The 14,514-nt window shown below is 41.9% G+C and carries 13 protein-coding genes; 9 read left to right on the top strand and 4 right to left on the bottom strand.

The window, feature by feature from the left end:
• Nucleotides 1-9 precede the first annotated feature (9 nt).
• From prpB to JMV76_RS00785, 3 genes are all read right to left on the bottom strand, one after another.
• Nucleotides 10-900, bottom strand: a complete 891-nt coding sequence (gene prpB / locus JMV76_RS00795) for a methylisocitrate lyase (RefSeq protein ID WP_201501283.1) — start codon at nt 898-900, stop codon at nt 10-12.
• Nucleotides 901-1,245: 345 nt separating this feature from the next.
• The gene (locus tag JMV76_RS00790) at nt 1,246-2,544 is read right to left on the bottom strand and encodes an NRAMP family divalent metal transporter (protein WP_374190030.1); all 1,299 of its coding nucleotides are present in this window, start codon (nt 2,542-2,544) and stop codon (nt 1,246-1,248) included.
• A gap of 286 nt (nt 2,545-2,830) precedes the next feature.
• Nucleotides 2,831-3,844, bottom strand: coding sequence for a LysR family transcriptional regulator (locus JMV76_RS00785; RefSeq protein WP_201501282.1), 1,014 nt, complete (start codon nt 3,842-3,844; stop codon nt 2,831-2,833).
• A 239-nt stretch (nt 3,845-4,083) separates the two neighbouring features.
• On the opposite strand from JMV76_RS00785, the gene JMV76_RS00780 reads away from it, so the two are divergent.
• The gene (locus tag JMV76_RS00780) at nt 4,084-5,040 is read left to right on the top strand and encodes a hypothetical protein (RefSeq protein WP_201501281.1); all 957 of its coding nucleotides are present in this window, start codon (nt 4,084-4,086) and stop codon (nt 5,038-5,040) included.
• Between the two features lie 340 nt (nt 5,041-5,380).
• A complete protein-coding gene (locus JMV76_RS00775; protein WP_201501280.1) occupies nt 5,381-5,896 on the top strand; it encodes a hypothetical protein in 516 nt (171 codons plus the stop codon).
• Nucleotides 5,897-6,438: 542 nt separating this feature from the next.
• On the opposite strand, the gene JMV76_RS00770 is transcribed toward JMV76_RS00775, so the two are convergent.
• On the bottom strand, nt 6,439-6,744 hold the full coding sequence (locus JMV76_RS00770; RefSeq protein WP_201501279.1) for a cupin domain-containing protein: 306 nt from the start codon (nt 6,742-6,744) through the stop codon (nt 6,439-6,441).
• Nucleotides 6,745-6,937: 193 nt separating this feature from the next.
• On the opposite strand from JMV76_RS00770, the gene JMV76_RS00765 reads away from it, so the two are divergent.
• The 7 genes from JMV76_RS00765 (at nt 6,938) to JMV76_RS00740 (ending at nt 14,335) form a co-directional block, all read left to right on the top strand.
• On the top strand, nt 6,938-7,894 hold the full coding sequence (locus JMV76_RS00765; RefSeq protein WP_198329938.1) for a helix-turn-helix domain-containing protein: 957 nt from the start codon (nt 6,938-6,940) through the stop codon (nt 7,892-7,894).
• Between the two features lie 337 nt (nt 7,895-8,231).
• A complete protein-coding gene (locus JMV76_RS00760; RefSeq protein ID WP_201501278.1) occupies nt 8,232-9,170 on the top strand; it encodes an ABC transporter permease in 939 nt (312 codons plus the stop codon).
• Nucleotides 9,167-10,117 (top strand): iron chelate uptake ABC transporter family permease subunit, encoded by a 951-nt coding sequence (locus JMV76_RS00755; RefSeq protein ID WP_201501277.1) that lies wholly within the window; start codon nt 9,167-9,169, stop codon nt 10,115-10,117. Before JMV76_RS00760 ends, JMV76_RS00755 begins: the two co-directional genes overlap by 4 nt.
• Nucleotides 10,114-10,890, top strand: a complete 777-nt coding sequence (locus JMV76_RS00750) for an iron ABC transporter ATP-binding protein (RefSeq protein ID WP_201501276.1) — start codon at nt 10,114-10,116, stop codon at nt 10,888-10,890. Before JMV76_RS00755 ends, JMV76_RS00750 begins: the two co-directional genes overlap by 4 nt.
• Entirely contained in the window at nt 10,887-11,873 is a 987-nt protein-coding gene (locus tag JMV76_RS00745) for a siderophore ABC transporter substrate-binding protein (RefSeq protein ID WP_193836977.1), read from the top strand. The genes JMV76_RS00750 and JMV76_RS00745 overlap by 4 nt, the downstream gene beginning before the upstream one ends.
• Before the next feature lie 162 nt (nt 11,874-12,035).
• Complete coding sequence (locus tag JMV76_RS14670; RefSeq protein WP_227689979.1) at nt 12,036-12,218, top strand: hypothetical protein; 183 nt, start codon at nt 12,036-12,038, stop codon at nt 12,216-12,218.
• Nucleotides 12,215-14,335, top strand: a complete 2,121-nt coding sequence (locus tag JMV76_RS00740; RefSeq protein WP_307783589.1) for a TonB-dependent receptor — start codon at nt 12,215-12,217, stop codon at nt 14,333-14,335. Before JMV76_RS14670 ends, JMV76_RS00740 begins: the two co-directional genes overlap by 4 nt.
• The last annotated feature ends 179 nt before the right edge of the window (nt 14,336-14,514 follow it).

The raw sequence follows: 14,514 nt of genomic DNA, 5'->3' as shown, positions 1-14,514 counted from the left end.
AATTCTTAACTACTTATTAGCAAATAGCTTGTCTAGTGTCTGCTCAAACTCATGATAATTTAAGAAATCATACAGCTCCATGCGGGTTTGCATGGTATCAACAACTTTTTCTTGTGTGCCATCAGTCAATAGATGCTGATAAACGTTTAATGCCGCTTTGTTCATCGCACGGAATGCTGATAGTGGGTACAACACCATCTCGACACCCACGCTATATAGTTGATCAGTGGTGTAAAGGTCGGTCTGACCAAACTCTGTCATGTTGGCGAGTACTGGGATATCCAATACGTCAGTGAACTTACGATACATTTCGATATCGGTTAACGCCTCGGCAAAAATCATGTCTGCGCCTGCTTCTTGGAAGGCAACAGCGCGCTCGACAGCAGCATCAAGACCTTCTACCGATAACGCATCCGTACGTGCCATGACCACAAAATCAGGGTCAGTTTTGGCATCCAATGCCGCTTTTAAGCGATCAACCATTTCTGAAATACTGACGATTTCTTTATTTGGGCGATGACCACAGCGCTTTTGAGCGACTTGATCTTCGATATGTACCGCTGCCACGCCTGCTTTTTCCATTTTTCTGATGGTTTGTGCAATGTTAAACGCGCCACCAAAACCAGTATCGATATCTACTAATAACGGCGTATCAACTGCGTCAGTGATACGTCGTGCATCTTCTAGTACATTATCAAGGCTAGTCATACCCAAATCAGGAAGACCAAATGAGGCATTTGCCACACCAGCACCAGAGAGATATAACGCTTGGTGACCGACTTGGGTCGCCATCATTGCAGTATAGGCATTGATAGCACCTGCAATTTGTAGTGGCTGGTTATTATCATTTTTTTGGGTCAAAGCACTGCGAAAGCGTGCGCCTGCTGAAGGTAAAGTCATGTGAGTGTCCTTGCATAGAGAGATAGTATTATCGTTATTGTGTTCGATTATACCCAATAATCAGTGAGTGCAAAGCATTGTTTGAGCACAATAATTTAAATAAATAGTTTATTAAAACTAATATTATTCACTATGTAAATAGCATTATCTATAAATTAATGGTTTGCTCAAACTATTATTCATATTGCTGAATTCACAAAGACACGTATAGCCCATTATTTACATTTATTTACAATAGCGGTTGCGCTTATTTTTATCGATTCATGGTTTTAGCTTACCAAAAAGCCCTAATAGCTAAGCTAAAAGGGCTTTTATGATATAAATAGATATTTTTAAAACCGATACCTAGCCAAATAGTCCAGCAAGATTGGCTAAAAATAACAGCGCAAAACCCGTTAAGAAGATGAGTCCTGCGATAGAGAGTGCATTCATACCAAAAGACAGTTTTTTATGGTTTTTAACCAATGAGTAATTCAACCAGCCAAAGATAGGCGCTGAAACAAACGCCGATATCATGGCAAACTTAAGCATAGTACCTAGTTGTCCAGTAAAGAAAGTGATAATCATCAACCCACCACCGATAGCATAGGTCGTCCAAAAAGCGATTTGCTTTTTGTTGATTTCGCTTTCACCTTTTATTAGACGCCAGCACTCAGCGTTGGCACGGCCATAACCGTCTGCACAGGTAATCGTCGTGCCAAACATACACATAAAGGCGACGAAAGCGACCAATAGACGTGACCATTCACCGATGGTTGCGGTATACATGTTGATCAACTGATTGATATAAGCGCCACCGACCAGCTCAATTTCTTGTCCTGAGCCATACTGTACAAACACACCTAACGATAAGAAGAACAATGCCAAAATGGCAGAAACGGCATAACCGACGTTAAAATCAAGCAAACCTTGGCGATGGGTGGTGTGATCGGCTTTGACTTTGGCAGATGTCCACATCGAGGTAATGGCGGCAAACTCAAGCGGTGCTGGCATCCAGCCCATGAGTGCCACGATGAAACCTAAAGTTGCTAAATTCCAAGGGGAAGCCGCGACAAAGTCAGCAGCCATGACTGTCGGCTTGCCAGCAGCAATGATGACAGCAGCGACGGTCGCAGTCGTCAAGGCAATCATAATCCATTTGGTCACACCATCAAGCAGCTTATAGTGACCCGCAATTAAAGAGAACCAAGAAACCGCCACGATAATCAATGACAGCGCCATCGTCGATAGCCCAAGGGAAGCGGGTAGCATAAAACCTAGTATCACCGCCGCGATGAGCGAGACCGCACCCGTACTAATGACAGCTGATAGGATAGAGAGTATAAAATATACCCACAGATATACTTTTGAGCGTTTGGCATAGCCTGCAATCAAACTCTCGCCAGTGTCATAGACGTAGTCGGTTGCAAAGCGAAAAAATGGATACTTAAAAACGTTGGCTAAAATAATCATAATGGCCAGTTGCCAGCCATATATAGCGCCAGCCTGCGTCGATGAAATCAAATGCGAGCCACCGATAGCAGCGGTTGCCATCAAAATACCGGGACCAAAGATGCGCCAGCTAAAGCCTTCTTGCTGCGATGTCGCGGTATCGTCAGTGGCATTTGGGTTGGTGCGTGGGTTATTGAGTGGTTGTGTGGTCATGAATACCTCTAAATGGTTAAAACGGCAAATTATCACTTACCTGTGTCAGCTTGCCAATGATCATGAGAGAAGGGCTTTATAAACTGCTTAAATATAAAACGATTCATCTTGTATCGACTTTAGCACACCGAAGCCAGTCAGGAGAATGATTATTCTAGTTGTTATTACTATTTGTTTGCATTGCCATTCTTTTTAGTTAGCATAATCAGTTGATAATATCGAGTATTAAGGCTGATTATTTTTTAGCGGTTCTTTATAACACAATATCCATTCAATATCTGATAATTTAAGGCTGTGACACAAATTTTTGCTGCCGATAAGTGATGCCGCGCTGCTCATATACCTGATAGGTGGCGCGCAGCAAATCAGAAATGCTGGGATGAACGAAATCTTTGAGTGTGTGCAGATAAATAGGGGAGGTGACGTTTTCGTGTACTAAACGTTGATAACTGATTTGGTCGGTACGCACGGTCTTTAGGCTAGCAGGCACAAGCGTAATGCCTTCGCCAGCCGCCACCAAGCCTAGCGCTACTTGCAAGTCACTCACCGTCGTAGTCATAAAAGGCGAAATACCGTATTGTGCGAATAAGTGTAGTAAAGGTTCAGTAATAGGCGTGCTATGTGCGGATTGCTCAGCGCTTATGCGTCTGGATTTTGTATTATTATCCAGCTTTGCGCTGGTTGATCTTACGCTAGTCGCTATCGGTAAATGGGTTTGATGGTAGAGAATCAGACGATTATTCGCTAAGTCTATCAACCGTTGCTCCTTTACATGCGCCAAAGGATGCGCTTTTGGTAAGGCGACGACATAACGCTCATGACGTAGTAGTATTTGCTGAATCCATGGATCTTGATGGGGGAAACGCCCAAATCCGATGTCTATCTCACCAGATTTGAGTGCCTCTATTTGTTGATATGAGCTGATGTCTTTGAGATTGACGTCGATATCGGGGCTGGATTGCTTCAACATGGCAATAATTTCAGGAAGCAATCCATAAAGCACGGATGGGACAAAGCCAATATTCAGCATGCTACTGGGCGTCGATAGCCGCTGCGTCATGCTGGTGACGGTATCAATTTCTGTCAATATGGCGCTGATTTTGTCGTAAAAGAATGTACCAGCTTCAGTCAGATGTAGCGGTCTATGGTAGCGATCGACCAATTCCACACCCATATCTGTTTCAAGCTGTTTAAGCAGACGACTCAAGCTTGGTTGTGACAATCCAGTTTTAGTCGCTGCGGCACTAAAGCTCCGTGAATCTGCGATAGCAATAAAAGCGTTGAGCTGTTTTAAATCCATATCTTTATGCTCACTTGTTTATGATGTCACCGTTGCTTGTGGCTTATCTTCTCTTGGCTATTTTGATTATTTTATCCGAATAAGAGCAGTAAGCGACAAATTATGCTTGAAGCGAACGAGGCGAGCTACTATATTGTTTATTAACGTTAGTGTTACAATTTAGCAAACAATAAAAACTTTATTCTTAATTCTAGCTATTATCTACTTTTTCGCGGTAAAAACTGGTTTGGTATTACTTCATGAGCGACAAAAAAAATAGCCCTAATGCGCAGTTAGAGGCAAATTTAGCCAAAATTGCTAATACTAAGCCACGTAAGCGTATGCGTAAAGATAATATCTACGAGCGTTTTATCACGCGTGTCGAAAATGTCGATAGTAATGAGGATAACGCTACTTTCAAAGAAAATGCATTAAAACCACTAGAGAATACCAATCATCTTTCATCGTATGAGCCATTAAGCGCCACAGAGCTAGAATTATTTGCTACTTTAGAGCAAGAAAGCGTGAGCGCAGGTATTAATGTAGATTTTTCTGATGACGATAAAGACGAGGGTTTTTCGACAAATCATGCACCGATAGCTAATACTGACAACTCTTTAGACTCTGATGCAAATAACGATAAATCTTCTTTATATATCGCTGACAGCGCAAATGCTGATGATTTAAAACGTCAAGATTCAGAAAAATTAGCAGCGGAAAAAGTTAGAAACGAACAACTATCTAATAATAACGACGCTGTAAATGACAGTGCCATTGCTAAACAATTAGCAAAATCAAAGGAAAAGCAAGTAAGTAGCAAAAAACCGCTTATTATTGGCATGATATTTGGCTCATTATTGATTGCTATTATTGTAGCAACACTAATTTTCACCGGTGTTCTATCGACCTCAACGAAAACGATTGCACCTGATAGTGCAGAGACGAAAACAACAACGACAGATGCAGCACCAGCTGTTAGCACTGGCAAAGCAGTAGTAACCGATGACAACCAACCTTCTGCTGATACAGGCGCGATAGACAAATCGACAGTGATATCGCAACCAGAGGAATCCCCCACTGAGAATCCAGACACCAATCCTAATGGGGTAGAGACTACTGAAGCCCCATCGACCATGCCAGCAGCTGAGGCAGCCATCACTTATGATGACTTTAGAGAAGAATCCCAAAGTACCTTGTATCGTGAGACCAATGATTAGGGTCTGCTGCACATTCATAATTTCAACTAGTCATTCAATCTAAGGTATATTCTCAATTCAAATGGACTGAATTTTGCCAAGCAGCGTTAAATATCTGCTTAATACCTCGAGATAGTCTGTGCTATTTTACTTATTAGACTGCAATTCATCTCATTTTTATCACCATTTTTCAAATTGCTCATCAGCAATTAGCCATACAATAATAGTGCTTTCAAGCCGCTTATCAGTCAATTCTATCGCTCATACCAAAAATCATTGCAACATACCCGAGAGCCCGTATCCTGAGATCAAGGATACGGTGATAGGCCGTTCATAACATGGATTGACTCGGTATTGAATTATGACTCTCTCAGACAATAAAAGTGATATCAATAAAAGTGTTGGCTTATCCAGTAATTCTAATAACGAGCCGCTATTAGCAACCGACACAGCAAAGCTAGCAAAAGACAGTTTGCTGAGTCATGTAAAATGGTTTGCTATAGTGGGTGTCTTGTTGTTAATGACTATATTTGTGTCGGCTCGTTTTTTTTCAACAATCCCTCAAACATCCATGGTAAGTGTTCATCTACCTGTTACGGTAGCTACTCATCAAATCAACGAGTCGGCAGCAGATAGTTCACCTCTAGCAGAGGTTAAAAAAAATCACAATCAGGCTAATGTTGAAGCTAAGCACGCTCAAGTCGAGACTGCTATCAGTTATGGTGATTTTAGACAGGAAGCACAGAATATCTTATATCGTGAGCCAGAAGCGTCTGTCTCACATGTGAACCTAAATACAGCTAGCATTGAGCCTGCGATTAGTCATGAAGATTTTAGAGTAGAAGCAAAAAACATCTTATACCGTGAGGAAAAATAATCAAGTTTATATGCTAATACAATAGCATTGAAACGCAGATGACGACTTATTTAAAACCAGCTATTTGACATATGCATATCTCCAGATAGCTTTGTAAGCAGGCAGAGAAGCTCCTACTCATTGGAGGGATTTGGTTAACTTAGCCTCGTTATATCCTGATATTGAAATAATATAAACGCGAGTAATGAGAGTGCTAATATTCACACCTTCATTAGGAGAAAAATCTGCAAGATTGATTGGCTGACCACTCTTTGAAAAGCAAAGTGGGTATTCAATAAATGGTTGATAAGTTTATTATGCATATTGCATTTTCGACATTTAATTTACAAAGGCGGCAGTATTTTTAACGGCTTTACAAATTATTAATACTGAGTGCTCAGATGCATTTCAATCAAATAGCTGTAATAGAAACATTGTTATAGATTTAATTCTATAGTCAATCCTATATAAATCAGATACGGTGTCAGGCTCGCTTAGTCTACTATTTGTAGTACTTTCGCTCGCCTTCCTTGTATCTGAATTATATTGTACCGGCTATATATTCATAAAGGTTCAAAAAACATTACACTCGTTTCGGTAGGCGCATAAGGTTTATGGTTGCTGCTCTTAGGAATAACAACAACTTCACCAGCGTTCACCTCTACGGTTTTGTCCTCTAATATAATAAATAACTGGCCTGACAATACGTGAAATAGCTTATCTTCATATTCGTGATTATGCCATTCATATTCACCTTTCAATTTAGCCAGTTTTACGGTTAATTGATTAAACTGAGCGATATCAGTAGGCTTCCAAAACTGTTCAATATCATCAAGCTCTTTTTTTATATTCGCTATCAGCAGACTCATGCTTACTCCTTTTTGGTATGTGAATACCATTGAATTATATTTAATTGATAATCATTAACATTAAGATGATTGTTTATTACTAATAATGCTATTATTGCTTCAAGACTGGAGAACTGGCTATTTATACGTGTAAAGCTATTTTTAGCTGGATATAACATAAACACACATACCAAAACATCTTGATTGTATTTATATGGCAAACTTACATGCATTTTACGACCACTATCAGACCGAATACTGGTCTTTCGATCATCCTGATTCTGACTATTTGATTAAACGTCCAACTTATGATGGCAGCTCTGGTTATGGTGACTTACTGAGCTTGCATAATGGTATCGTGCTCGGTCGAAACAGCATTGCTAGCAGCCAATCTTTGGTGGAACCCGCCGCACCATTTTCTTGTGATGTAGGGATGCACTTAATTGTAGATGCGAACTATACCTTACATGCTAGTAATTTACGGACTGATACAAGTATTCATTCGCAGCAAATTTGGCGACGATCAGGAGATTTTGGTGATATAAACTCTATAGTTGACACTGAATATTTGCAGAATTCCCCTATAAATAGCCATATCGTAACAATCGATTTTAATCAAACATTGTTGTCGCGCTGGGCAGAAAGCTTCGCTGTTCCAACATGGCTATTACCTTCTAATAATCAAGATCCTGAAATGGTTCAAGTCAGCTTATCCAACCAGCCACGTCTACTTGCTCGTGCAGCTTATATCCTCTCTTTACCTTGCTGTACTTTGAGTGATCGATTAGCTTTAGAGAGTCAAGCATTGCTGCTTTGCCAAGATATTTTAGGCATTCAAGATATATCAGGCCGATTAGCAAACCAAAAAAGCCAAATTGATCAGGCCGTTGATATTATTCGCCAAGAGTACAGTAATAAATTAACAATTTCCTTGTTGGCTCAACGAGTGGGTATAAACGAATGCTATCTCAAGCAACAGTTCAAACAACAAACGGGTAAAACAATCGGCAGCTTTATCCGTGAACTGCGTATGCAGGAAGCAATGCGTTTGTTGCTAGATGAATATAAAAGCGTCCAAGAGACTGCATGGTATGTTGGCTATCGTGATCCTAGCAATTTCAGTAAAGCTTTTGCCAAATTTTATGGCGTTACACCCACACAACTTATCTAGCCAACCAATAGATGTCAAGCTGCCACAATCTTCTAAAATCAGCTAAATAAGCATTGCTGATATACGACTTATTTATGCCAAACCTATGTTGCGCCTGAGTTAATTCAATCTTCAAACCTTGGTAAGTGCTGAGGTATCGTTCCGAATAAGTTCCCTTATTCACGGTATAACTTCCCAATTTCACCTTATATTCAACTTACCTATTCAAACAAGCATAGTATGATTGATTCTCATTTATGCTTTAATGAAAAGTCCTAGCAATGAGTTTTATAGACTGTTGGTGGTATGTTTCAGCGTAGTAAAAAGTCATTCGTAATAAGTAAGAAGAACTTCAACAATGCGCTCACTATCTTTGTTACTCATTTTACTCTGTGCCGTTTCTCTTATGCTGGGATCAAAACAGACCTCACTTATCGCTCTCTTTAATTTCTCCAACGATGCATGGTTGACCCTAACGGCGAGCCGTATACCACGGCTGATTACGCTGGTACTGACAGGAGTGGGTTTGTCTGTTAGCGGCGTGATTTTACAGCACATCGTCCGTAACAAGTTTGTTGAGCCCGCAACTTCAGGGGGTTTGGATGCTGCCAAACTTGGCATTTTGGTCTCGCTCACCATGCTTCCTAATGCCAGTACGAGTAGTAAAATGATCTTTGCGCTGGTTTTTTGCTTTGCCTCAAGCTTACTTTTTATTCTCATTATCAGTCGTATTAAGTTTAAGAGCGCTGTTCTTATTCCTGTCCTTGGGTTGATGTATGGCAGTGTGCTGAGCTCAATTGCGGAGTTTTATGCGTATCGCCATAATATTTTACAAAGTATGCAAGGGTGGTTATTGGGAGATTTTTCAAGGGTTGTACAAGGTCATTACGAGCTTATTTATATTATTTTGCCCATCATTGTATTAGCCTATATTTATGCCCATCGCTTTACGGTACTGGGTATGGGCGAGGACATGGCCGCCAGTCTAGGACTCGGCTATGCGGCGACAGCTGCCTTAGGGCTTATGCTAGTCTCAGTAACGGTGACCGCTTCAGTCATCACCATCGGCGCCATACCTTTTGTGGGGCCGGTTATTCCAAATCTAGTCGCTCTAAAGTACGGGGAAAACCTGTCGCGGACACTGCCAGTAGTCGCCTTAGGCGGTGCTTGTTTGCTGCTGATTTGTGATATTTTTGGGCGGATCATCATTTATCCTTTTGAGGTTCCTATTGGCCTTACCGCAGGCGGGGTAGGCGGTGTAATATTCCTTGTGTTAATCATGAGGGGAGTAAGATGAGTACTGCGGCAAAGATTTGGGCGACCGTGATACTGATTGTATTGCTGGCGCTTATCTTCTTATTGATAGGCTCTGATTTAGATTTTGATTACTTAATTCCTAAGCGTTTGATGCGTCTAGCGACTATTGTTCTCGGTAGTATATGCTTAGCTTTTTCATCTATAATCTTTCAAACTATTGTTGGTAATCGTATTTTGGCGCCTTCTATCATGGGCTATGAGGCTGTTTATTTACTGTGGCAAGTGCTGCTGCTGTTTGTGATGGGTACAAATGGACTGATGCTGCTAGGTGTCAGTGGTAATTTTATCGTATCAATCGTATTGATGCTGGCATATTCTTGGGCACTTCATCACTGGCTTTTCCCTCGATGTAAAAATGATGTCTATACCTTGTTGTTATTTGGCTTGGTGTTAACGATGGTCATCGGTACGGTTACGCAGTTTATTCAGCTGCGTATTAGCCCTGGCGAGTTTTCGGTTTTTCAGGGGTTAAGCTATACCTCGTTTAATCGATCTCAGCCAGAGACTCTGTTTTATGGAGCGCTTGCGGTAGCCACCGTACTATGGGTTAGTCGTAAGACACTGCCTGTCTTAGATGTGATGGCGCTTGGCCGTGAGCAGTCGCTGTCTCTTGGTGTAAACCATCCTAGATACGTTAAGTTATATCTGGCTTTAATTGCCATTTTGGTGGCTGTGTCAACGAGCTTGATCGGTCCTACGGTATTTATGGGTGTGTTCATTGCCAACATCGCTTATGCGCTTGCAGGGAGTAACCAACACAAAGTCACCTTACCCATCGCTTGTGCCATTACTATCGCCATATTTTTAATCGCTCAAATCTTTGTTGAGCATGTCTTTAATTATAAAACCAGTGTCAGTATTCTCGTCAACCTTGTGGGTGGCATCTATTTTCTTGCGCTGACGGTCCGTACTAGAGGGTTCACATGATTACCATCAACCATGTCCATAAAAACTATGGCAAAAAATCTGTGCTATCAGATATCAGCCTAGAATTTCAGGCTGGCAGTGTTACCTCTTTAATTGGTCCTAATGGTGCTGGAAAATCCACCTTGTTGATGATGATGGCAAGGCTATTGGAGCCAAGTAGTGGTCAGATATCATTCAATGATCGTGACATCCGTGAGATTGGTACTTCTGAATACGCGCATCATGTTGCGACACTGCGGCAGTCTCCAGGGTTTAATCTACGATTAACCGTGGAGGAGCTGATCTCCTTTGGGCGCTTTCCGTATAGCCGTGGTGCGCTAACCACAGAAGATCGACGCATCATTGATGAGGCCATTGATTTTTTGGCATTAGAGCCTCTACGTCATTCTTATTTGGATGAATTAAGTGGTGGACAGCGGCAAATGGCTTTTTTGGCGATGACCATCGCGCAACAGACAGATGTGTTGTTATTGGATGAGCCACTAAACAATCTTGACATGAAGCATGCCGTACAAATCATGCAAGCCTTACGCCGTCTATGTGATGAGCAGGGGCGCACGGTTATTTTGGTGATTCATGATATCAATTTTGCAGCCAACTATTCTGACCATATTGTGGCTTTGAAGCATGGCGCGCTTAGCTTTAGTGGATTGTCTGAACAGGTCGTGACAGAAGCCAACTTAAGTGAGTTATACGATCTTGATTTTGAGATCATTCGTAGTGAACGTGGTTGCCTGTGCAACTACTTCAATTTATCAGGGGATGCAGTATGAATTTGAGTAAGAGAGATTGGGTTTGGGTACTGGTCATGTCGGCAGCGGTATCATTACAAGGATGCGAAAAAACTTCTACTGAGCTGACAAATGAGCCAGCACACGCGTCACAAAAACTTGAGACGCCCATCACGATCAAGCATGAGCTTGGTACTACTGTCATCAATAATCGACCGCAACGCGTCGCGGTACTGGATATGAATGAAGCTGATTTTTTGGATCAGCTCGATGTTCCGATTGCAGGAATGGTCAAAGACTATATTCCGCACTTTCTTTCGCAGTACAAAGCGGATGACGCAGTAGAGGACTTGGGCGCTATTGTTCAGCCAAATATGGAACGTATCCATGCGCTACATCCTGATCTGATTTTGATGACCCCGCTTCACGCCGCTAACTATCAAGAGCTGTCAGGGATTGCACCGACTCTACATTTCGATGTGAATTTTAATAACAGTCAGCAGCATATAGCCAGTGTTAAAAGCCACTTATTAACTTTAGGTCGTATTTTTGATAAGGAGGCATTGGCAGAACAAAAAGCCACGCAGTTAGATACAAGAGTCAAAGAGGTTCAGGACTTCACAAAAACCCGCCCAGAAAAAGCACTGGTTGTCTTACATAATAATGGGGCTTTTAGCAATTTTGGGCTGCAATCACGCTATGGATTTATCTTTAATGACTTGGGTGTGAAGCCTGCGAGTACGATTGTAGAGACCAGCCTACATGGACAACCGATTTCTAGTGAGTTTATACAGCAGGCAGATCCAGACATTCTTTATATCGTAGACCGTACCGCTGTCATGGAGCATCGCGCTATTATCAATCCTGAGGAGGTGAGCAACCCTTTACTTCGTCAAACAGCAGCATGGAAAAACGGTCGTGTTGTTTTTGTTGATGCAGATGCGTGGTATATAGCAGCCGCCAGCCCAACCTCATTAAACATCATAATGGACGATGTCCTCAAAGGTTATCAACCAACGTTCTAAAGCTATCCTAAGACGAATGATGTTTTTAACGTAGGACTAGGACACGGCCTAGTGAATGATTAAGTGAGAAAGAGAGGGTTCTTCTTATCCTAAATTGTTAATGATTATCATTTGTATTTTTATTCGCATTATTATTTTCCATCAAAACAAGAGGACGTTTCCATGCACCAACTTCAACACCTAGGTCATAAAAATAGGGTCAAACAGCGGGCGACACTGACCAAACCTTCTTTCGCGCTCAATTATATCGTATCAGCAAGACTTGCCATGTCTTTGAGCCTAGTCGCTGGGACGGTATTCATCTGTATGCTATCAGCGTATGCACACAGACAAATAGTAATGTGACACATAGTGAGCAAACTACTGAGTCTGGCAAAGGAGCGAAACCCCCACCGTTAGACGAGGATAATAACGTTCCTACAGTGACCTTGCCTGCGATAACGGTAGTGGCAGAACGCAACGACAATCCTAGCTACGCAGGCGGGCAGGTGACCTATACCAATCATGCTGGATTTTTGGGAAATAAGGATTTTTTAGAGACGCCGTTTAGTGCCATCAGCTATACCGATAAATTTATTGAAGATCAGCAAGCCATCGATATTACGGCTGTCATCGCTGCTACTGATCCTGCCGTCTTTAGCAGTGGGGTTGGTGGCCAGAATCTTGAAAGTTATTCTATCCGTGGATTCTCTTCAGACATTGGTGATGTTACGGTAGACGGGCTATTCGGTATGGCACCTTATTATCGTAGCTCACCTGAGATGTTTGAGCGTATCGAAGTACTCAAAGGGCCCTCAGCTTTATTGAATGGTATGCCGCCCAAAGGCTCAGTAGGCGGTGCAGTCAACCTAGTGCCTAAACGAGCAGGCGATGAGCCGTTGACGCGAGTGACGGCAAGATATTTATCAGACTCACAACTTGGTGGGCATGTGGATGTAGGACGGCGTTTTGGTGAAGACAAGCAGTTTGGTGTTCGGATTAATGGTGCTTATAGAGAGGGTGATAGTGCAGTAAATGATCAAGAAAAACAAGCGCAACTGGCTTCTGTTGCACTGGACTGGAAAGGAGAGCGTGCTCGATTATCGACAGATCTTTATCATAGTAAAGATCGTGTCGATGGACCGACTCGCGGTCTCACCCTAGCACCAGGATTGTCGATTCCTAAGCCGCCCAAACCAGAGACGCTACTGAACCCAAGCTGGGCATTTAATGATAGTGAAGATAAGGGGCTAATGATACGTGGTGAATATGATGTGACTGACGATTTAATGATTTATGGTGCGGGCGGAAATAGTAAAACAAAATTTAAGTCGCAGAGTGCCTCTGTCGCGCAGATTATCAATGCCGCAGGAGATTATCGGACTAACCTTGGAGAAGTTGATGATGAAGTCGAAAGACAGTCTGCTGAGATAGGGTTAAAAAGTAAATTCCAAACAGGACGAGTTAATCATCAATTGGCATTTAACATCGTTGACTATCAGGAAGATTATGATTTAAGTGCTAGAAGGGGTTTATTAGCTGAAGACTGGGTCACGAACATATATAAACCAGTATGGGAGTCGCGTAATATTCCCTTCAATTCTCCTGCGCTACTGAACACAAAAACGAATTTGACCAGCTATGGTCTTGCAGACACACTGTCTTTTGCTGAGGATAAATATCAGCTGACTTTAGGACTGCGACATCAACAGGCAGAAAGTAAACAAGCAGGTATGCTGGCATCAGCAAAGGATTACAACGAAAGTGCGACTACGCCATCAATAGCGCTACTAAGTAAAGTAAACGATCAAGTTTCTTTATATGCTAACTATATAGAAGGTTTGAGCCAAGGTTCTACTGCACCGATAGATGCAGAGAATGCTGGTGAAATGTTTGCCCCTTATAAGACGCAACAAAAAGAAGTTGGCGTAAAGCTTGATCTTGGTGAGTTCTCACATACCCTAAGTGCTTATGAAATAGAGAAACCGAATAGTTATTTGGACCCTGTTAGTAATATCTTTTCTTATGCTGGCGAACAGCGTAACCGAGGTGTTGAATGGGGGTTTTTTGGCTCACCCATTGAAGATATACGCCTAATGGGTGGGGTTTCATATATTGATGCGAAGCTAACCAAGACGCTTGGTGGCGTTAATGAGGGCAATAGAGCTACAAGTGTCCCAAAATGGCAGTCTAAGCTTGGCGTTGAATGGGACCTACCTTTTATTCAAGACTTGACATTGACAGCTAATGCAAACTCGATATCTAAGCAATATCTCGACGCAGGCAACTCACTGTCATTACCAGGTCGCACTGTATATGATTTAGGTGCACGTTATGCCACTTCTTTTGATAAAAAGCCGCTGACATTGAAAACAAGTGTTGCTAACGTAACGAATAAAGCTTATTGGGCAAAGCCGCATTATACCAGTCTAGGTTTGGGTGAGCCACGTACATTTATGCTGTCAGCCACAATGGATTTTTAATTTGAGTTAAGGCGTGTTTGTAATATCATTATAGGTTAGTGAATTAGAGTGCTAAAGATTTGCCGCACCCAAATAGGAAATTTATTAGCATATAATTCACTTTTCTGTGAGTTCAAGGCTCAAAAAGTAGATGAGATGTAGACTTAGCGATATCAATAATTACTCGTTATTCTACTGGC

It is taken from the genome of Psychrobacter cibarius (assembly GCF_904845955.1).
Taxonomy (GTDB): domain Bacteria; phylum Pseudomonadota; class Gammaproteobacteria; order Pseudomonadales; family Moraxellaceae; genus Psychrobacter; species Psychrobacter cibarius_B.
This window is presented reverse-complemented; position numbering and strand designations above follow the sequence as displayed.